18 protein-coding genes and 5 tRNA genes are annotated in these 19,813 nt (G+C 63.4%); 2 read left to right on the top strand and 21 right to left on the bottom strand.

The features are described from left to right. Positions 1-43: 43 nt before the first annotated feature. The 13 genes from clpX to R3E77_05815 all read right to left on the bottom strand — a co-directional run bounded on the left by clpX (position 44) and on the right by R3E77_05815 (position 9,407). Positions 44-1,366, bottom strand: coding sequence for an ATP-dependent Clp protease ATP-binding subunit ClpX (gene clpX / locus R3E77_05875; protein MEZ5498942.1), 1,323 nt, complete (start codon positions 1,364-1,366; stop codon positions 44-46). 138 nt (positions 1,367-1,504) lie between these two features. Continuing rightward, entirely contained in the window at positions 1,505-2,131 is a 627-nt protein-coding gene (gene clpP, locus R3E77_05870; protein MEZ5498941.1) for an ATP-dependent Clp endopeptidase proteolytic subunit ClpP, read from the bottom strand. Next, positions 2,128-3,438, bottom strand: a complete 1,311-nt coding sequence (gene tig, locus R3E77_05865; protein ID MEZ5498940.1) for a trigger factor — start codon at positions 3,436-3,438, stop codon at positions 2,128-2,130. Before tig ends, clpP begins: the two co-directional genes overlap by 4 nt. 14 nt (positions 3,439-3,452) lie before the next feature. Continuing rightward, a tRNA-Leu gene (locus R3E77_05860) sits at positions 3,453-3,537 on the bottom strand. Positions 3,538-3,576: 39 nt separating this feature from the next. Beyond that, a complete protein-coding gene (locus tag R3E77_05855) occupies positions 3,577-4,572 on the bottom strand; it encodes a lysylphosphatidylglycerol synthase transmembrane domain-containing protein (protein MEZ5498939.1) in 996 nt (331 codons plus the stop codon). After that, positions 4,565-5,539: a glycosyltransferase family 2 protein gene (locus R3E77_05850; GenBank protein MEZ5498938.1), complete on the bottom strand. Its 975-nt coding sequence runs from the start codon at positions 5,537-5,539 to the stop codon at positions 4,565-4,567. Before R3E77_05850 ends, R3E77_05855 begins: the two co-directional genes overlap by 8 nt. Positions 5,540-5,548: 9 nt before the next feature. Next, positions 5,549-7,060 (bottom strand): glycosyltransferase family 39 protein, encoded by a 1,512-nt coding sequence (locus R3E77_05845; protein MEZ5498937.1) that lies wholly within the window; start codon positions 7,058-7,060, stop codon positions 5,549-5,551. Then, positions 7,044-8,447 carry an FAD-dependent oxidoreductase gene (locus R3E77_05840; GenBank protein MEZ5498936.1) on the bottom strand — a complete coding sequence of 468 codons (1,404 nt, stop codon included), beginning with the start codon at positions 8,445-8,447 and terminating at the stop codon, positions 7,044-7,046. Before R3E77_05840 ends, R3E77_05845 begins: the two co-directional genes overlap by 17 nt. A gap of 21 nt (positions 8,448-8,468) precedes the next feature. Continuing rightward, positions 8,469-8,885 carry a DUF192 domain-containing protein gene (locus tag R3E77_05835; protein MEZ5498935.1) on the bottom strand — a complete coding sequence of 139 codons (417 nt, stop codon included), beginning with the start codon at positions 8,883-8,885 and terminating at the stop codon, positions 8,469-8,471. Between the two features lie 136 nt (positions 8,886-9,021). Next, positions 9,022-9,097, bottom strand: a tRNA-Lys gene (locus R3E77_05830). 11 nt (positions 9,098-9,108) lie between these two features. Further along, a tRNA-His gene (locus R3E77_05825) sits at positions 9,109-9,183 on the bottom strand. A gap of 21 nt (positions 9,184-9,204) precedes the next feature. Then, a tRNA-Arg gene (locus R3E77_05820) sits at positions 9,205-9,281 on the bottom strand. Positions 9,282-9,330: 49 nt separating this feature from the next. Further along, positions 9,331-9,407: transfer RNA gene (locus tag R3E77_05815), tRNA-Pro, on the bottom strand. A 128-nt stretch (positions 9,408-9,535) separates the two neighbouring features. Here R3E77_05815 and folD point away from each other — a divergent pair. Continuing rightward, positions 9,536-10,393 carry a bifunctional methylenetetrahydrofolate dehydrogenase/methenyltetrahydrofolate cyclohydrolase FolD gene (folD, locus tag R3E77_05810; protein MEZ5498934.1) on the top strand — a complete coding sequence of 286 codons (858 nt, stop codon included), beginning with the start codon at positions 9,536-9,538 and terminating at the stop codon, positions 10,391-10,393. A 1-nt stretch (position 10,394) separates the two neighbouring features. Here the strand turns inward: folD and cysS are convergent, their stop codons facing one another. Together cysS and gltX are read right to left on the bottom strand one after the other, a co-directional pair. Further along, positions 10,395-11,885, bottom strand: coding sequence for a cysteine--tRNA ligase (cysS, locus tag R3E77_05805; GenBank protein MEZ5498933.1), 1,491 nt, complete (start codon positions 11,883-11,885; stop codon positions 10,395-10,397). Then, positions 11,882-13,282 (bottom strand): glutamate--tRNA ligase, encoded by a 1,401-nt coding sequence (gene gltX, locus R3E77_05800; protein MEZ5498932.1) that lies wholly within the window; start codon positions 13,280-13,282, stop codon positions 11,882-11,884. The genes cysS and gltX overlap by 4 nt, the downstream gene beginning before the upstream one ends. Positions 13,283-13,328: 46 nt before the next feature. On the opposite strand from gltX, the gene R3E77_05795 reads away from it, so the two are divergent. Further along, positions 13,329-14,102 (top strand): UDP-2,3-diacylglucosamine diphosphatase, encoded by a 774-nt coding sequence (locus R3E77_05795; GenBank protein ID MEZ5498931.1) that lies wholly within the window; start codon positions 13,329-13,331, stop codon positions 14,100-14,102. Here R3E77_05795 and R3E77_05790 read toward each other — a convergent pair. The 6 genes from R3E77_05790 to R3E77_05765 all read right to left on the bottom strand — a co-directional run bounded on the left by R3E77_05790 (position 14,064) and on the right by R3E77_05765 (position 19,798). Beyond that, complete coding sequence (locus tag R3E77_05790) at positions 14,064-14,696, bottom strand: tRNA-(ms[2]io[6]A)-hydroxylase (protein MEZ5498930.1); 633 nt, start codon at positions 14,694-14,696, stop codon at positions 14,064-14,066. The genes R3E77_05795 and R3E77_05790 overlap by 39 nt on opposite strands. After that, on the bottom strand, positions 14,693-15,949 hold the full coding sequence (locus R3E77_05785; protein ID MEZ5498929.1) for a protein kinase: 1,257 nt from the start codon (positions 15,947-15,949) through the stop codon (positions 14,693-14,695). The genes R3E77_05790 and R3E77_05785 overlap by 4 nt, the downstream gene beginning before the upstream one ends. Positions 15,950-15,959: 10 nt before the next feature. Continuing rightward, positions 15,960-17,090, bottom strand: coding sequence for a DUF4147 domain-containing protein (locus tag R3E77_05780; protein ID MEZ5498928.1), 1,131 nt, complete (start codon positions 17,088-17,090; stop codon positions 15,960-15,962). Positions 17,091-17,098: 8 nt separating this feature from the next. Continuing rightward, positions 17,099-18,607, bottom strand: a complete 1,509-nt coding sequence (purF, locus tag R3E77_05775; GenBank protein MEZ5498927.1) for an amidophosphoribosyltransferase — start codon at positions 18,605-18,607, stop codon at positions 17,099-17,101. 21 nt (positions 18,608-18,628) lie between these two features. After that, positions 18,629-19,135: a CvpA family protein gene (locus R3E77_05770; protein MEZ5498926.1), complete on the bottom strand. Its 507-nt coding sequence runs from the start codon at positions 19,133-19,135 to the stop codon at positions 18,629-18,631. 90 nt (positions 19,136-19,225) lie between these two features. Continuing rightward, complete coding sequence (locus R3E77_05765; protein MEZ5498925.1) at positions 19,226-19,798, bottom strand: SPOR domain-containing protein; 573 nt, start codon at positions 19,796-19,798, stop codon at positions 19,226-19,228. Positions 19,799-19,813 lie beyond the last annotated feature (15 nt).

Here is a 19,813-nt window from a genome sequence, read left to right as displayed (position 1 = left end):
TTTCAAGCAGGTCGGGAGCCGCCGGGCTTCCGCCGACACAAGCCTAGGCGCTGCCCGTGCCCGACGCCCGGCGCGGCACGTCGTCAGCCGCCGCGCGAGACTCGTCGGAGCGATAGACGATATAGGGCTTGTTGTGGCCTTCGATGACCGAATCATCGACCACGACCTTCTCGACACCCTTCAATGACGGCAGATCGTACATGCTCTCGAGCAGGACGTTCTCGAGTATGGTGCGAAGGCCACGAGCGCCTGTCTTGCGTTCCATCGCCTTGCGGGCAATGGCCTTCAGGGCGTCATCGCGGAACTCGAGATCGACGCCTTCCATGTCGAGCAGTCGCTTGTACTGCTTGGTCAATGCGTTCTTGGGCGTGGTCAGGATGGATACCAGCGCCTCTTCGTCGAGTTCATCGAGCGTGGCCACGACCGGCAGGCGGCCGACGAATTCGGGTATCAGGCCGAATTTGATCAGGTCCTCCGGCTCGACTTCATGGAACAGGTCGCTCCCCTGGCGCTTGGCGTTGGTCTCGCGCACCTTGGAGGTAAACCCGATGCCGCTCTGCTGGGTGCGGTTGAGGATGATTTTCTCGAGGCCCGCGAATGCGCCGCCACAGATGAACAGGATGTTGCTGGTGTCGACCTGCAGGAACTCCTGCTGCGGATGTTTGCGCCCGCCCTGCGGCGGCACCGAGGCGACCGTGCCCTCGATGAGCTTGAGCAATGCCTGCTGCACGCCCTCGCCGGAAACGTCGCGCGTGATAGAAGGGTTGTCCGACTTGCGCGAAATCTTGTCGATTTCGTCGATGTAGACGATGCCGGTCTGCGCTTTCTCGACGTCGTAGTCGCACTTCTGCAGGAGCTTCTGGATGATGTTCTCGACATCCTCGCCCACGTAGCCGGCCTCGGTGAGGGTCGTGGCATCCGCAATGGTGAACGGCACGTTGAGCAGGCGGGCCAACGTTTCGGCCAACAGGGTCTTGCCGCAGCCGGTCGGGCCGATCAGCAGGATGTTGCTCTTGGCGATCTCGACTTCGTCCTTGGCGCGCGGCGTACTGCCGCTGCGCGTCTGCAAACGCTTGTAGTGGTTGTAGACCGCAACCGCCAGCACCTTCTTGGCGCGCTCCTGGCCGATGACGTAGTCGTCGAGGACCTTCTTGATTTCCTGTGGCTTTGGAAGCTTGTCGCGCGCCCGCTCGGCACGATCTTCGAGCTCCTCGCGAATGATGTCGTTGCACAACTCGACGCATTCGTCGCAAACGAACACCGAGGGGCCCGCAATGAGTTTGCGAACCTCATGCTGGCTCTTGCCGCAGAACGAGCAGTAAAGCAGCTTGCCGTCGTCGTGGCGCCCGCGCGAATCTTCGGTCATGTTTCCAAGCCACCCCTAGCCTGCGAGGCAGGCTGAAGCCTGTATTGTGGCGCTCTTATAGCATGTACGGGAAGCCGGGCGCAAAGACCTGGCCAATGCTAAGCCTTTGTACAACCAAAGGTTCTACGTATTTGCTACCTAGGTCGCAGAACCCGTCTGGGCCTCGTGCGCCCGTTTGTCGAGAATCTGGTCAACGAGCCCGTAGTCGATGGCTTCACGGCCACCCATGAAGTTGTCCCGTTCAGTGTCGGTTTTGATCTTTTCGATGGGCTGGCCGGTGTGGCGCGAGAGGATTTCGTTAAGTCGCTCGCGCGTGCGCATCATTTCCTGGGCCTGGATGCCGATGTCCGTGGCCTGACCCTGGAACCCGCCCCAGGGCTGGTGAATCATGGCGCGGGAATTGGGCAGCATGTAGCGCTTGCCCTTCTCGCCGCCGGCGAGCAGGACAGCACCCATGCTCGCGGCCATGCCGACACAGATGGTGCTCACATCCGGGCGAATGAATTGCATGGTGTCATAAACCGCGAGGCCCGCGCTCACCGATCCGCCAGGCGAATTGATATATAGCGCGATGTCTTTTTCCGGATTTTCCGATTCCAGGAAAAGAAGCTGGGCAACGATCAGGTTGGCCATGTGATCCTCGACCGGACCGACGACGAAGATGACGCGCTCCTTGAGGAGCCGCGAATAGATGTCGTAGGCGCGCTCGCCGCGGGCGGTCTGTTCGACAACGATGGGTACCAGGTTAAGGGCCTGTTCTTTCATGCGTTTTCCTCGGTTCGGCCAAAGCCCGTCAGTTCGCGAAAACTGGCCGGCTGGTCGGATATTCTGGCGCGTTCGACAAGCCAGTCGATGACCTGTTCCTCAAGTACGGAAGACTCTACCTGCCGCATGGCCTCCCGGTTGTCGGCATAGAACTTGCGTACCTGCTGCGGCTCCGGGTAGGCGCTCGCGATTTCCTCGATCCGCGCCGCCACGCGCTGCGGCGCCGCGGCGAGATTCTCGCGACGGATGATTTCGCCGAGGATCAGCCCAAGCGCCACGCGCCGGCGCGCGGGCTCGACGAAAGGTTCGCGACCCGGCAATTGCGCAGCGTCGCGAATGTTGAGCCGACGCGCCATGTCGATCTGCAAGTCCTGTATCGACTGCTCGACCATGCTGGTCGGCAGCTCGATCGGATTGGCGGCAACCAATGCATCCATCACCGCGGCACGCAGCCGGTTACGGATCGCCTGTGCCAGCTCGCGCTCCATGCTCTGGCGCACCTCGGTGCGTAGCGCCTCGATGTTGCCGTCCGCCACACCGAAAGCCTTGCAGAATGCCTCATCGAGTGGCGGCAAACTCTGCTCCTCGACTTTCTTCACAGTGATCGTGAAATGGGCGCTCTTGCCCGCCACATCCTGATTGCTGTAGTCGTCGGGATATTGGACGCTCGCCTCGCGCCGCTCGCCAGCCGCGGCGCCCTGAACAGCGTCCTCGAGCTCCTTCAACAACCGCCCGGTACCGAGCACGAACGGCACATCGCTCGCCTCGCTCCCCTTGAACGGCTGCCCGTCGATGGTTCCGTGATAGTCGACCGTGACGCGATCATTGCCGGCCGCATTGCGAGCCACCTCGGTGAACACCGGACGCTGGCTGCGAAGATTCTCGACCATATCGGTGATGTCCTGGTCGGTGATCGATGCACTCGGGCGCGCAATGGCGAGATCCTCGGCCGGCGCGAGCGTGACATCCGGCAGCACTTCGAAGGTCGCAACGTATTCGAGGTCACTCCCTGGCGACATGGACTTCGGCTCGATCCGCGGTCCGGCGGCCGGTCGCAGGTTTTCCTTGTCGAGCGCCTCATTGAGGCTCGTGCGCACGAGATCGTCGATGACCTCGGAGTGCACCTGTGCACCATATTGCTGGCGAATGATCGCGAGCGGGGCCTTGCCCGGACGGAAGCCTTTGATGCGCGCCGTGCGCGCCAGACGCTTGAGCCGGGCTTCGACCTGATCCGAAACCTGTGCCGCCGGTACAGCCACCTCGAGCCTGCGCTCGAGACCGCCAGTCGCGGTTACCGAAACCTGCATTGAAACTTCCTCGATGGTGCGAAAGGAGAGACTCGAACTCTCACGGGTTACCCCACTGGAACCTAAATCCAGCGCGTCTACCAGTTCCGCCACTTTCGCGTGACAGAGTCGCCCCGGTAAACCGGTAATTATAGCGGATCAAAGCGGCGGCTGCGGTAGCGCTGTCGATCGGGTCTTTGCCTTGTATGCGAGGCCGAGCAGCCAGGCCAGGATCCCGGCCATGAGGCCGCCAACGATGATGATCACCTCGAACACCAGACCAGTGCCAAACGCTGCCGCCGCACCGACGCCAAATGGTGCGAACAGGGCGACCTGGGCAGCCTCACGCACACCGATGCCATTTTGCGTGGGCGCAATTCCCGCGAGTTTGGCGAGCGGCCAGACGAAGAACCAGACGTAGAGCGGGATTTCGATGCCGATCTGCCGGCCGAGCCAGGCGTTGAACAGCACCAGGAGCGACTGCAACAGCAGCCCCAGTACGAAGGCGCCCGCAACGGCAGCCGGCGCGCCGGCCGCGGAACGCAATGCCTGCCGCAGGCGGACCAGATGTCGCCGCAGGCGCCGGATACCGCCAAGGCGCAATATCGACCAGAACGCGAGGGCGCCGATCGCCATTGCGCAGGCCAGTAACAGCACCACCCACAGGAAAACCTGGCGACTGCGCGGATCGAGCGCCTGCGGAGCAAACAGTGCACCCAGGCCCGCCAGCGCGAGCAAGCCCAGAAAATCGAGGCCGCGATCCAGTGCGCTGCCGAAGATCAACGCCGTGCGCGAGTGCACGCGATTGAAGGCGATGGCGGCGCGCAGCACATCGCCACCGATGATGGAGGGCATGATGGTGTTGCCGAACAGTCCCGCGTAGTAGGCGCGCAGTGCCACGGTGAACGAAAGTTGCGCACCCGCGGCGTTGTTGAGCACTCGCCACTTGATGACACCGATCAGGTGCAGCGCGAGGTAGGTGGGAATGGCGGCGACCCAGATTGGCCAGGCAACGCGCGACATGGCGGCCGCGACCTCGCCAAAAGGGACGAAGGCGAACAGCACAAGCAGAAAGGCAGCGCTCAGCGCCAGGCGCAGCAGGGCCTTGCGCCATCGGCCGCGGCCGATACGCGCGGCGCTGTCGGCTTCAGTCACGAGACGGCGGCTCGCGCGAATTGCCGCGATGCAGTTCGAGCTTGCGCACCCGGTAAAGTGTCTCCTCGAGAATCTTGCGATTCGAGGCGATCAGATCGGCCAGTAGCCCGATGAGCAGTACCTGAAAACCAACGATCAGCAGTATGGCCGCCAGGATCAGAGACTGGATATGACCGAACGGATCGCCCGTCAGATAGTGATAGACAAACCGTACCGCCGGTACGAGTCCGGCCGTGATCAACAGCGCGCCACAGACCGTGAAGACGAGCAAGGGACGATACATGGCAAAGGCGCGCACGATCGTTCCGCTCGAAATGCGGATGTACTGCGCGATGCTGCGCATCAACCGTGACGGCCGTGTGTTCGCGTTGACCGAAACCGGCACGAACTCGACCGCAGTGCGACGCATGCCTGCGCCGATCAGGGTTTCGAGCGTGTACGAATAGCCGTGCAAAACGAGTGTCTTGAGCGCTGCCTCACGCGACAATGCGCGAAAGCCACTGGTCGCATCGGGTGTGTGCACGCCGGAGGCGCGACGCACCACCCAACTGCCGAGGCGTTGCAGCAAACGCTTCAGCGGCGAGAAATGCTGCAGCGAGCCAACGCCGCGATCGCCGACGACGATCTCGGCGCGGCCGGCCAGTATGGGCTCGACCAGCCGCGGTATGTCGCCGGCATGGTATTGGTTGTCCGCATCGGTGTTGACGATGACATCGGCCCCGTTGCGCAAGCCCGCCTCCAGGCCCGCCATGAATCCGGCGGCCAGTCCTTTGTTCTGCGCGAAGCGCACGATGTGGTGCACGCCAAGACCAATCGCGACGTCGCTGGTTCCATCTGAACTGCCATCGTCGATCACAAGGTACTCGACGACACCGAAGCCTGGCACGGCGGCGGGAAGCGCGCGCACGGTTTCCGGCAAGGTCTGCGCCTCGTTGTAGCAAGGAATCTGGATGATCAGCTTGGCCATGGGCCTGCCCTAGCCTTCCGATGCCGGGTTACGTGGTTCGAGCACACAGACATAGAGGTCTCCGCCACCCAGCGTGCCGCGAAATCGTTGACGTTGCCGACAGTCTTCATTCAGCACCCGCATCAGCTGCGGATCTTCGGCTGCAATATACATCGCGAGCGTATAGACCACCCACACCCGTTGTCCGCTTGCGCGCAGACCCTGCAACTCGGCATCGCTCGCTGCGGCCGGCCAGTTGCGTCCAAAGTACTCGCGGTAGACGCGCGCGGCCGTTCCCACGGCGACGACCCGGTCCTGATCTCGCGAAACCGAGTCGACGAACTGCATGGCACCGCTGAAGTCCTGCTTGGGATAGCGGTAAAGGGGTACGAGCGACGCTGCCGAGACCGCCAACATCAGGCCTGCGGCAAGATAGGCCGCCAGGCTCGGGCGCAACCATCGCCATTTGAGCCAAGCAGCTACGGCCATGGCGATCACCAGGGTCCCGCGTACAAGCAGCAAAACAAAAAAACCGGCGAGGAAGAAAAAGAAACGCGGATACATGGTGCCGCGCGCAAGCAATGCGCCGGCGAAAGTGACCAGTACAGGCACGGTAAAGAGTGCGGTCGCGAGTGCATTTCGGCGAACGAAACTGATGAACCCCGTCATCAGCACCAGCAAGGCCATCAGGACCGCCGGACCGGCCGCCGGCCCAAGTGCGCCGAGCCCCGCCTGCAGCACGCGATAGGCCTCGCCCAGGGCCCAGTGCGGCGTCGATACGCCGACCAGCGGCGAGCGACGGTGCAGGAAGAAGCTGATCACCTGATCGAGCATGGGCGCGTAAAGCAACAGGGTGAACGCACCCGCCAAAGCGAACGCGGCGATGGTCCAGGGCCAATTGATAGCTCGGCGGTCGGCCGCGACTGCCAGCAGGTAGACACCGAGAACCAGCGCCTGCCCGAGGATGGCGAATACCATGGTCGCGTGCGTGAAGACGCCGCACGCACTGCTCGCGGCGAACGCGAGCAGCAGCAACACCGTGGGCCGCCGTACCAGCCGAAGCAGGAGCCAAGTGGACAAAAGCAGCCAGAACGCGAGCATCGTATAGCCGCGTGCACTCTGTGAAAACCAGATGTGGTGGTAGGACAGCGCCAGAAGTGAAGCGGCGATGGCCGCTTCGCGCCGAGTCGTGACAGCGGTGCCCAGACGATAAAGCATGGGCACCGATGCCACACCGAACAACATGGCCGGCAGCCTGATCGATGCGGGCGATTCACCAAAAATTGCTACCGAAAGTTGTGCGAGCGGCATGTACAACGGGTGCTGCGTATCCCCGGTAAAGGAGACGAAGGAATCGATGATCGGCCGGCGAATGCTCGCGAGGAGCGAAAACACTTCGTCGACCCAGAGATCGCTGTTGAGCGCAATCGCACGCAAGAGTGCTGCAAGCGCAGTGATGCCAATGAGCCACTGCCATGGCAGCGGACCCGGCAGCGGATCCGCGGGCTCGTTTACGGCCGCGTGCTCAGTCCTCAACGACATGGGTTGCAAAGATTTCGCGATAGTCGCGCCATTTGCCGTGGTCGAAAGCTGTCCCCGCAAGGCAGTCCACAGCGGCATAGGCCATGTAGAGCGCGTGATGCAGGTTGTCATGGGCAAAAAGTCCCTGCCGCCCGTAGGTGAGGACGCCGGGCAGCGATTCACACCATCGATCGAGCGCGGCCAGCGGCTGCTCGTAGCCATTCAGGTAGATCGGGTAGGCTTGCGGCAGGCGCTTGACCAGCACCGCTGTCGGCTTGACCGGCAGCGGCAGGCCGGCGCGTTCAATGTCTTCGGCCACGCGCGCGCCGAGCTCTTCGTCTGACAGGCTCCAGAGCTCGTCGTCATGCATGCATGGCAGCTCCGCGCATAGCGTCGTACTGTTGCGCGGTTCGATCGAAGCCCAGTAGTTCTTTGGTTCCGACAAGCGCGTCATCGCGATATGCGCCTCCGGGAAATAATGCGCATCCGTCGTGGTGAACTGGCTCATCGGCAATTGCAGATAGACCAGCACCATGGCGCGATAGGTGATTTTGTCTGCTGCGGCCAATACCGTCGCGTCGGTTGCGGGTTGCATCATGCGGGCGAGCACCGTCACTGGAATGGTCGACCACAGCTGATCCGCCTCAATGGTCGCCGCGCCAGCCGGACCCCGGACCTCAAGGCGCCAGCGCGATTCGCCCGAATCGCGTGACAAAGCCAGTGCACGCGTCGCGAGCCGGATATCTGCGCCCTGCTCCTTGGCCGCCGCCGCATACGCATCGGTAATCTGACCGTAGCCGCGGCGCGGATAATAAAAAAACCCTGCGCCAGGCGGCCGCAACAGACGCTTGATCATCTTCGCGAATGATCCGGCAGAGACCCTTTTGCGCGCCGCAATAGCCGACAATTGTGCAGGCTCGTGGCCCCAGATCTTGCGTGCGTAGGGAAAATAGAAATCGTCGCAGATAGTGGCACCGAGGTTGGCACGCAGCACGCTCGCGAAGCTGTCGCCTTCGTCGCGCCGACGCAGGCGCTTCGCGATCATGTCGCGAACGATGCCAGCCGCAAAACGCTTGTCGAGTCGCAACAGAAGGTCGAGCGGCTTCAACGGAAAATGCAGCCACTTGCCGCGCAGGCGGATTCGCCCGTGGCGCGGCATGTCCTTGAGGTCACTGCCGAGCAGGCGCTTGATGTCGGCAAGGATCTGCGGATCGACCGCGTGGTGCAGGCGGTGGCTGCCATAGTCGAGATACTGATCGAAGGCTCGAAAGCTACCGGCATTGCCACCAAGCATTTGCTGAGCTTCGATCAGCGTGACCCGGGCCTTGCCCGTGCGGCGCAGTTGATAGGCCGCGCCGACCCCGGCCGGTCCGCCTCCCAGAATGGCAATGTGCGGTAATGTCGTCATTGAGCCAGTCTCATTCAATCCTCAGGCGCGCGACGATTGTCCGTGACAGCGCCCGCACCAGAGCCTAACAGGCTGCGGTGGTTCGATCGATTCGCACGGCGCGACGTGGAGTCGTCGGCCGTGGCGGATGCCCAGACGCGCAAGCGTACCGGTCCGAAATTCGAAGACCTGCCATGCAGACCAGTGAGCGCTCATGCGCCAAGGCATCATGGCGGCGCGCCAGGCCAGCACGCTACCCTGGCGGTCGCAAAACGTGATATCGAGCGCAAAACGAAGTCCGCAGCTGTGGATGGCGTTGCAGGGCGCCAGCCGAAGCGCCAGCGAATCCGGCAGCGGCCCGCGCCCCAGCACGCCGCGCAGTCGTTCCACGCCTGAGGTGCATTCGGCGACCCAGTGATCGGTGGCGCGACCATCGATACAAAGTCGCCGCAATCGCATGGCCACGAAGGCTAACGACCAAGGCCGCGCCGTGCTCACGGATTTGCCTCGCAAGCGTCCGCATTTGGCCCGAATGCATGCGCGACCGTCGGCCGCAGCAATGACTGCGGTTTGGAGAGACTGCTGTAGGGGTGATTGGTGGGCCATGTAGGACTCGAACCTACAACCACCGGATTAAGAGTCCGCTGCTCTACCAATTGAGCTAATGGCCCACTGCAAATTCTGGGGTGGACGATGGGACTCGAACCCACGACGGCCGGGATCACAACCCGGGGCTCTACCACTGAGCTACGTCCACCATCATCAAACCGTTCTGCCCTGGCGCGCCCGGCAGGACTCGAACCTGCGACCTACGGCTTAGAAGGCCGTTGCTCTATCCAGCTGAGCTACGGGCGCTCAAGCCGACGGCAAGGTTATCGCAGGCGCCAAGCCCTGTCCCCCTGACTGGTCGGGGCAGCAGGATTCGAACCTGCGACCCTCTGCTCCCAAAGCAGATGCGCTACCAGACTGCGCCATGCCCCGCCCTACCAGCTCCGCCCGATCGCGCCATCGCGTCCGTATTTCGGTGCGCGCCCCGCGCGGGGCCGCGAATGATAGGGCTTCGACCGCAAGAGCGTCAATTTTGGCGGACCCCATGCGACAATGCCGCCATGGCCGCAAAGATCATCGACGGCAAGGCAATTGCCCAGGAGGTCAAATCCGAGGTGCGCCAGCAGGTGGACCGATTGCTTGCGCGTGGCGGCCGCAGGCCGGGGCTGGCAGTGGTCATGGTGGGGGACAATCCGGCATCACAGATCTATGTGCGCAACAAACGGCGCGCCTGCGAGGAAGCGGGCCTCTACTCCGCTGCCGTCGATCTGCCGCAGTCGGCGACGGAGAGCGAGCTGCTGCTCACGATCGACGGGCTCAACAACGATCCCAAGATCGACGGTATCCTGGTGCAGTTGCCCGTTCCGGAGCATATTCAACAGCACGCGATTGTCGAGCGTATCGACCCCGCGAAGGATGTGGACGGGTTCCATCCCTACAACGTCGGCCGCCTGGCCGAGCGCAATCCGCTGATCCGGCCCTGCACGCCCTACGGCATCATTCGCATGCTGGACAAAATTGGCATCTCGGTACGCGGCCAGCACGCTGTCATCATCGGCGCCTCGAATATCGTCGGCCGACCCATGTCGCTCGAACTGCTATTGATGGGCGCAACGACCACCGTTTGTCATCGATTCACACCCGATCTCGCGCCCTATGTGCGCATGGCCGACATCCTGATCGTTGCCGCAGGCAAACCAGGGCTGGTGCGTGGCGAGTGGATCAAGCCCGGCGCGGTGGTTGTCGATGTTGGCATGAACCGTCTGCCCGATGGACACCTGGTCGGCGATGTCGAATTCGATGAAGCGGCAAAGCGCGCAGCGTGGATATCGCCCGTACCCGGCGGCGTCGGTCCGATGACGGTCGCCATGTTGATGAAGAACACACTCGAAGCATCGCTCAAGCGCCAGGCGATTTGAGCTACTGGTAACGCCACTGCGTCTTGCCGCCAGGCCGGTCCTCGAGTATCACGCCGGCCGCCTGCAACTCGTCGCGCAGCTGGTCGGCGCGCTTGAAATCCCTGGCTTTGCGCGCGGCATTGCGCTCGGCGATTCGCGTTTCGACCTGCTCATCAGTCAGTTTCGACTTACCCTTCGCATCTTCGCCCCCTGGTCGTGACCGACGCAGCCACTCGAGAGGATCGAGCTGCAAGATGCCGAGCACCGCGCCGAGCTCTCGCAGCGTCGCTGCTGCCGCAGCGGCGTCGGCTGGCTCGCCGCGATCGCGCAGCACGTTGATCTGGCGCGCAAGGCCCTGCAGCGCCGCGAGCGCCTCGGGTGTATTGAAATCATCGTCCATTGCCGCGATGAAGGCCGCGCGTGCGACGCTACCCGCCTCGCCTGCACTCGCGCCTGCCGCCGGCGGGGAATCGCGCATCGTCAGATACAGCCGGTTGAGCGCAGCGTCGGCCTGCTCGAGCTGATCCAGGGAGTAATTGATCGGGCCGCGATAGTGGCTCGAGATCAGGAAGAATCGCAGCACTTCCGGATGACGCAGCTCGGCCAGTACGTCGCGAATGGTGAAAAAGTTGCCGAGCGATTTCGACATCTTCTCGTTGTCGATATTGACGAAGCCGTTGTGCATCCACAGACGCGCAAAGTCGCCAACGCCGGCGCCACAGGACTGCGCGATTTCGTTTTCATGGTGCGGGAATTTCAGATCGAGCCCACCACCATGGATGTCGAAGCTGCCGCCGAGCTCCGCGCGGGACATGGCTGAGCATTCGATATGCCAGCCCGGGCGACCTGGTGCCGCGGCCTGGTCGCTCCAGCCCCAATGCGGTTCGCCCGGTTTGTACGATTTCCAAAGTACAAAATCGAGCGGATCGCGCTTGTTGGCGTCGACCTCCACCCGCGCACCGGCGCGCAGATCCTCGAGGACCTTGCCCGAGAGCTTCCCGTAGTCTTTGAATTTCGCAACAGCGAACATGATGTCACCGTTGTCGGCCTGATAGGCAAGGTCGCGCTTCAGCAGTTCACGAATCAGAGCCTGCATCTGCGGGATGTATTGGGTGGCCCGGGGCTCGACCGTTGGCCGCAGCATGCCGAGCGCATCGCAATCCTCATGGAGCGCGTCGGTGAATTTCGCGGTGAGCTCGTGGCAGGCCTGGCGCAGATCGGTTGTCGCTGCCAGTTCGCCCTGTTCCTGGATGCGATCTCGGTCGCGCACCAGGCCGAGTGCGCGCTGGATGATCTTGTCGTCGATGTCGGTGATGTTGCGTACGTAACGGACCTCGTAGCCGCGCCAGGTGAGATAACGCACGATCACATCGAAGGCGAGCATCGATCGGGCATGCCCGATATGGCAATAGTCGTAAACGGTCGGCCCGCAGACGTACATTCCGACCTGAGGCGGGTTGAGTGGCCGGAATTCTTCCTTCTCTCCGGTGAGCGTATTGAAAATGCGGATCACTGGTAATCGCGCCTCGTGTATCGGTCGATCCGGCCGGCGATGGCCTCGCGCGCCATCAACGGCAGCAGTGAGGCCAGCTCGGGACCATGATCAAGGCCGGTCAGCGCGATGCGCAACGGCCGAAACAATGCCTTGCCCCGCAATCCCGTGGCAGTACGAACGGCCTCAACAAGGCCATGCCAGTCCTGCGCCGGGTCGCGTAGTGCCGCGGCGGCGGCCGCGAAAAGCTCAACGGGTGCGGCATCGAGCACCGCGCGCGACTCCGCGCTCAGCGCAGGTGGGCGCGCACGAATCACATCGGCCCACAATCGTGCATCCCGCGGCAGAACGATATTGGGCAGGATCGTGGCGCTGAATTCGTCCAGCCGATCGGGCTCAATGTAATGCACGAGATCGTCGCGCAGCCAAGCGCTCGCGGCAGCCGCATCGAGCTGGTGCGCCGCCTGCTTCTGCCAGACATCGAGCTGCTGGCGGTCGAATCGCGACGGCGAACGACCGAGGTGAGCACAGTCGAATGCCCTCGCCATGGCCTCGGCATCGAGCAGGCCTGTCTCCGAGGACGAGTGCCCCAGCCGAAAGAGCAGATTGCAGACTGCCGTCGGCAGGTAGCCGGCCTCGCGCAGCTCGCGCAGCGACAAGGCACCGTTGCGTTTGGATAGCGGTGCACCGTCGTCGCCTGTGAGCAGTGCAACGTGACCGTATTGCGGTTCGCGCAGGCCGCAGGCCTGCAGAACCAGAAGCTGGCGCGGCGTATTGGCAAGATGATCGTCGCCGCGCAGGACCTGCGTAATCCCCATCAGGGCGTCATCGACCGCGTTGCTGAAGAAAAATGCGGCGCTACCGTCCGCGCGACGTATGACGAAGTCACCGATGTCATCGCTAAGGAAGCTCTGCGCACCGTGCACCAGATCGTTGAACTCGATGCGCCGGCCGGCAGGCACACGAAAGCGCAATGCCGCCGCAGCACCCGAGGCCTCGCGCGCGTTTCGTTGCGCTGCGCTGAGCGCGCTGCAGGTGCCGGCGTAACGCGGCGCGCGACCCGAGGCGAGTTGCGCACGGCGTGAGAGCTCCAGTTGCTCCGCACTGCAGTAGCAGGGATAGACCGCATCGCGATCCAGCAATGCGGTGAAATAGCCCGCATAAATTGCAGACCTCTGCGACTGACGCACCGGCTCATCGTGCCACCGGATCCCGAGCCAATTCAGGTCCTTGAGGAGTTGCGTGACATGTTGCTCCCGGCTGCGCTCTGTGTCGGTGTCTTCGATGCGCAGCAGAAACCGGCCGCCGGCTGAGTGCTGTGCCAGCAGGAAATTGAACAGCGCCGTACGCGCATTGCCCAGGTGCAGCTCTCCCGTGGGACTCGGCGCGAAACGCGTAATGGGTGCGACGGCATGCATTAGGTCATTTTACGGTAATCGCCGGTGACCGACGAGAACGTAACGCATGCTGCTAGAATCGGGCCAGGCTCATGCACCCCACAGCGCAGCATTGACGCACCTGTTCGTTTCCGACCTGCACCTGGACGCCCATCACGCGGCAGCTGCCCGGCAGTTCATTGCATTCGTCGAGCGCGATGCGCAGACGGCAACATCGCTGTACATACTCGGAGATCTGTTCGAAAGCTGGGTCGGCGACGACGATCCGGACGCCTGCGCGGCACAGATCATTGCGGCACTTGCGGATCTTGCCAGGTGCGGCGTGCCGTGTTTCATCATGCACGGAAATCGCGATTTTCTGCTGGCCAGCGACTTTGCGAATCGCAGTGGTTGCATCGCGCTGGCCGATCCCAGCCTGACCGAGTTGCATGGACGCAAGCTGCTCATAAGTCACGGCGATCTGCTATGCACGGATGACCTGCCCTATCAGGAATTGCGCACGCTGGTGCGCGGCCGGCAGTGGCAACGCGAGTTCTTGCGCTTGCCGCTGACCCACCGGCTCGCCCTTGCCGGAGCCGCTCGCAAGGGCAGCAAGGAACACACCGGCGCTACGCAACCACAGATCATGGACGTCAACGACGCGGCAGTTGCGCAGGCATTTCGGGTGAGCGGAGCGGACATACTCATTCACGGGCATACTCATCGCCCCGGCATACATGAACACCGCGTCGACGGCCGGCTCTGCACGCGAATCGTGCTGGGCAGCTGGTATGACGAGGGGAGCTATTTGCGATGGGACGAGTCAGGCTACCGGCTGTGCACACTGCCGCGGATCGACTGAGTCCGCGAACTCGGGCAGCCCGGAGTGGAACCGGAACAGGGTGTCTCGCGAAGTGATCAACGCCGCTTCGCTCGCGGCCAGGTCAGCCAGCCGCGCTCTGACCTGCACCTCCTCATACCGCGCCAGCGCGAGATCCAGATAAAGCCGCCAGTGCCGCGCCTCCGAGCGTTGCAGATCTTCGTAAAATGTTCGCAACTCGCCCGCAAGCAGCGGCGCCAGCGCCGCAAAGCGCTCGCAGGAACGCGCCTCGATCAGTGCCGCGACCAGAAGCAGGTCGAGCTTGCGCTGCCCGGGCGCACTGCGACAAAGGCCATGCAGGGCCTGGCCATAGCGCCCCGGGCGCTGACGCTCGAAGCGGATGTCCTGCTCCGCCATCAGGCGCAGCACCTGCTCGAAATGACGCAGCTCTTCGCGCGCGAGGCGCGCAAGCTGTGCACACAGCGCGGTGTCCTCGGGGTAGGCGAAAATCATTGCCAGCGCGGTTGATGCCGCCTTCTTCTCGCAGTTCGCGTGGTCGATAAGTAGTTCGCGCCAGCGTCGCGCCGCCTGCTCGAGCCATGCACCCGGCGTCGCAGCCGCCAGTATCGGATTCACGCGGCGCGTTCGGCAGCGTCAGTCTGCCGCATGAGCTCGCCGAGCGCGTCGACCACGGCCCGGGCATTGCGGTATCGGTCGTCCGGACGCTTCGCGAGCAGCCGGTCGAGAACCGGCTGCACCATCGCCATGTCTTCGGGCAATCGCTCGGGCTCGCGCTTGGCGTGCATGTAGATGATGGCCATGGGATTGTCGGCATCGAATGGTTTGTGCCCGGTCAGAAGTTCGTAGAGGATGACTCCAAGACTGTAAAGGTCGCTGCGCTCATCAAGCGGTTGGGCGTGGCCCTGCTCCGGGCTCATGTAATGCGGCGTACCGAAGATGAGTCCGGCGTCGGTGATCTCGAGCGTGAGCGCCTCGTGCTTGGCCATGCCGAAATCGATGAGTGCGACGCCGCCGTCCTCGCGCAACATGACATTGCCGGGCTTCAGGTCGCGATGGAGCACGCCGGCCGCATGCACGGCCTCGAGCGCCCTCGCGATCGCATGCGCAAAGCGCAGCGCCTGGCGCATCGTGACTCCATTGCGCATCAGCGAGCGCAGGTCACCGCGGCGGAAATACTCCATGACGAGGTAGGCGTGCTCATCGGTGACGCCGAGGTCATATAGCTTGACGATACTAGGGTGCTTGATGCGGCGGACGATTTCGTATTCCTGCAGGAAGCGCTCGAATGACTGATCGACACCATCGGCCTTGCGCTGATCCCGGGTCACCTTGAAGACGACCAGGCAGCCAGCCCGCTCGCTCTCGGCAAGGAACAGCTCCGAGACCGAGCCGGAAGCAAGCTTGCTGATGCGGCGGTAGCCGCGGATGGTCGCTCCGCAGAATGTCGCCGCCTCGCGCGCGGCGTCCGACGATCGCCACTCGGCTTGGGCGGCGTCCTGCGCCGCAACGGCCGAGTTGACCGTGGCGATCAGGCGATCGTGATTGAGGCGTTCCTTGCCGATGACAGCGAACGCGCCGGCATCGCGGGCCGCTCGCGCGATCTGTGAATCCGCGCGGTCGGTCATGAAGATCACCGGCGCAAACCCTTGTCGCGCGGTCAGCTCCGGCAGCCAGTCGATGCCCTGTCCGCCGGTCCACTCATCGCACAACAAGACAGCGCCGAACCCCTGGGCGAGAAACTCCTGCGCCAATGGCCCGTTCACCTTCGGGTTGTAGGCAACGACCTCGACGTCGGGCCATTCACAGGACAGATGGTGCCGGATCAACGCACGGTAACGCGGATCCTCGGCAACGAACATTAGTCGCATTGCGTGCCTATTACATCAAACGTCGCATGGCAATCAACAGGTCCCCCACGTTGGTGCCCGTCGGTCCAGTGTGGACGAGATCGCCCGCTGCCGCCAGCGCCGTGCCGGAATCAGCCAGCGCGAGGCTCTGTAGCGGGTCGATACCGGCATCCTCGATGCGCGACCATGTGCCGCCATCGACCAGCGCTCCCGCATCGCTTGTGGGGCCATCCGTCCCGTCGGTACCGCAGGCAAGTATCGCGACATCGTTGCGCCCGGCGATCCGTCCCGCGAGTATCAAGCCCAGGTGCTGGTTGCGTCCGCCTCGTCCTGGCGTTGGTGGCAAACGGACCAGCGATTCGCCCCCGAAAATGCATATGCGATGTCGTTGCAGCGCCTGCATCAGTCCGTTTGCGGCCGTTTCGGTATCGTGATCGAGTGCGCGTGGCGCGATGTGGATTTCGGACGGCTCGGCCTGCAGCGCCAGCGCCGCCGCGGCAAGTGCATCGTCGATACGCGCTACGACGTGGCGTTCAATCTCGTCGCCACGTCGTGGTGCCAGCAATCCCGAACCGATGACGGCCGGATCATCACCCGGAACATCGGATAGAAAGAGCGCAAGCGCCGCGCGATTTATCGCAGCTGTCAGGCCACCCGCCTTGAGGCGCGACAGCCGACCGCGCTCGGCATTCAGCGCAGCGATATCGCGGGCGCTCGAGAGACCATCGCGCGTGAGCGCGATCATCTGATCCAGGGTCACCCCTTCCCGCAAGACCTCGACGAGGCTCGACGCGCCTCCCGAGACGAGCAGCAATAGGTCATCGCCGGGCGGCACCCGGCCGATGAATTCGAGCAGCGCACCGCCGGCCACGAGGCTCGCTTCATCTGGCAGCGGATGAGCGGCTTCCAGACATTGGCAACGGGGGTCGACGCGCAGCTCATCAGGAGTGTGGGCATGCTTGGTGACGAGCAGCGCGGCTCGCATGGACGGACCGAGCGCATCGATCGCGCCTTGCAGCATTGCCGCGGCGGCCTTGCCCACCGCCGCGACCGAGGTCCGCCGGATGTCTCGCGCCCTGAGGAAGCCGGCGGTAACACGCCTGCCATCGACCGAGCGCAGCGCTGCATCGAGTCCACCCAGGATCTCGGTGCGCAGGTTCATGCCGCAGGCTAGTTGTTGCCAGCGAGTCGCAACCCGGCCGTCAACTCACGGCGCCGCGAGCGGGCCGCGTCGGAACGCTCCGCCTCGAGGCGCGCGAGGTAGTCCGGCGTCACATCGCCCGTGACATACGCGCCCGAGAAGCAGGAGGTGTCGAACTCATGGATACGCGCGTTGTCGTGCTGACAGGCGGCGACCAGATCTTCAAGTTCCTGGTAAATGAGCCAATCGGCGCCGATCATCCGCGTGATCTCCTCAATGCTGTGCCCTGCCGCGACCAGCTCCGAGGATGCCGGCATATCGATGCCATAGACGTTCGGATAGCGTACGGGTGGCGCCGCCGAGGCGAAATAGACCTTGCGGGCTCCGGCTTCGCGCGCAAGTTCGATGATCTGTGCCGAGGTCGTGCCGCGCACGATGGAATCGTCGACCAACAGGACATTCTTGCCCCGGAATTCGAAATCGATCGCATTGAGCTTGCTGCGCACCGATTTGGCCCGCTGCTCCTGCCCGGGCATGATGAAGGTGCGGCCGATGTAGCGATTCTTGATGAAGCCCTCGCGGTACTTGACGCCAAGAATCTGGGCCACCTGTTGGGCCGAGGTGCGACTCGTATCCGGGATGGGTATGACGACGTCGATGTCGTGCTCCGGGCGTAATTGCCGGATGCGCTCGGCGAGCCGGTCGCCCATGCGCATGCGGGCGCGATAAACGGAAATATTGTCGATGATCGAGTCCGGTCGGGCGAAATAGACGAGTTCGAATATGCAGGGCGTGTGCCGCACCGCGCTCACGCACTGCTGGGCATGCAGCCGGCCCATTTCGTCGATGAATACCGCCTCGCCGGGCGCGATGTCCCGCACCAGGGCGAAGCCGAGCATGTCGAGCGCGACGCTCTCGGAGGCGAGCATGTATTCGCGCCCGCGGGCCGTCTCCCGCTCGCCGAGCACCAGCGGTCTGATGCCATTGGCGTCGCGAAAACCCAGGACGCCATGCCCGATCACCATTGCAACCACGGCGAATCCGCCGCGACAACGCCGGTATACGGCACTCACCGCAGCGAAGATATCGGCAGGCGTGATGCGCGGCGTGCCCACTCGCTGCAGCTCGGATGCGAGCACGTTGAGCAACACCTCGGAATCGGAAGTCGTGTTCAAGTGGCGCCGGTCTTCGCGGATCAGCACTTCGGTGAGTTCACGCGCGTTCGTCAGGTTGCCGTTGTGGCCAAGACAGATGCCGTATGGAGCATTCACATAAAATGGCTGCGCCTCGGTGACATTGTCGGCGCCGGCAGTCGGATAGCGCACATGGCCGATGCCGATGTTGCCACGTAGTTCGAGCATGTGGTGCTGCTGGAAGACATCGCGCACCAGTCCACTGCCCTTGCGCACGCACAACTCGCCTTGATGGGACGTCATGATGCCCGCAGCATCCTGTCCACGATGCTGCAGCACTGTCAACGCATCGTAGATCCGCTGGTTGACCGGTGAGGTGCCGACGATTCCGACTATGCCGCACATTGTTAGCTCACCATTCCATGCTCAGGTATTGACAGGTTCCGTGCCGGCGGCGCGACGATCCAGCGAATCACCCACAACCGCGCGCAATACGTTGCCGACACTCTCGGCGTAGGGGGCAAACTGCGACTGGGTCCACCAGCGCTCGCCATCGAGGCGCAATGTCTGGCCGATGATGGCGATGACGCCCAACAGCACGATTCCGCGCAACACGCCGAACAAGACGCCGAGCATGCGATCTGCGCCGCTGAAGAAAGATGCACGCACGAACATGGACACCAGCGCAGCGACACCGGCACCGGCGAGCAGCACCAGGAAGAAAACGACGACGCGCGCCGCCCAGGGTCGCGCCGGGGAGTCCGCAAGTATTCCGCCGAGATAGGGTTCGACCAGGTCGCTCATGTGCCAGGCAAGCAACAGTGCGACGATCCATGTCGCAAGCCCGATTGCTTCGCGCAGAAAGCCGCGAAATGCACCCACCACCGCCGACACGATAATAATGCCCAACATGATGGCATCGAACGTCGTCACACAGGACCCCACCGTCTGACCCGCGAGCCGCGGCGACGCGATTGTACAGGATTGCCTGCGCGCAGGACGTTCACCGCGTCGCAGTCGGCATCAGGGCGTGGGCACCACCTGCCCGCTTCGCCCGGCCGCAACGACGCGCTTGCCCAACTGCGTCGCGCCATCGCGGCTCGCGACGGGTCCGACGCGAACCCGGTAAAGACGGCGACTGCCCGAGTTTGTCGGTGACAGATAAACCGGCAGGCCGGTCTTGTGAAGCTCGGCTGCCACCCGCTCGGCGTTGTCGCGCGATGCAAAGCTGCCAACCTGAAACGCGAAGCCGATTTTCTCGCCAGCTGACTGTGGTATCCGCGGCGGCTCCACCGCTGCGCCTGTCCGCTGGGCCGTCTCCGCCGGCGCGGCTGTGTCCGGCCCCGGGGTCGAGACGGGCTGCGCAGGCTCACTTGCCGCGATTGCCTCCGGCGGCGCACTGCCCGGGGCGGCCGGGGCGGTGCCGGCTCTGGACTGATCGGAAAGATCGATGGTATAGGAGCTGGAATTCGCGTTGCCACTCGTCGCTGGCTGCCCGGGGAGTCGATTTGCGTCCACCGGTCCGCGCAGGATTTCGGGTACGAGTAGCACGACCAGGACGATGAGAATTGCCGCACCCGTCAGCCGATATTTCACGTGAGGTTCCACGCG

This window comes from Steroidobacteraceae bacterium (genome assembly GCA_041395505.1).
Lineage (GTDB): Bacteria > Pseudomonadota > Gammaproteobacteria > Steroidobacterales > Steroidobacteraceae > JAWLAG01.
This window is presented reverse-complemented; position numbering and strand designations above follow the sequence as displayed.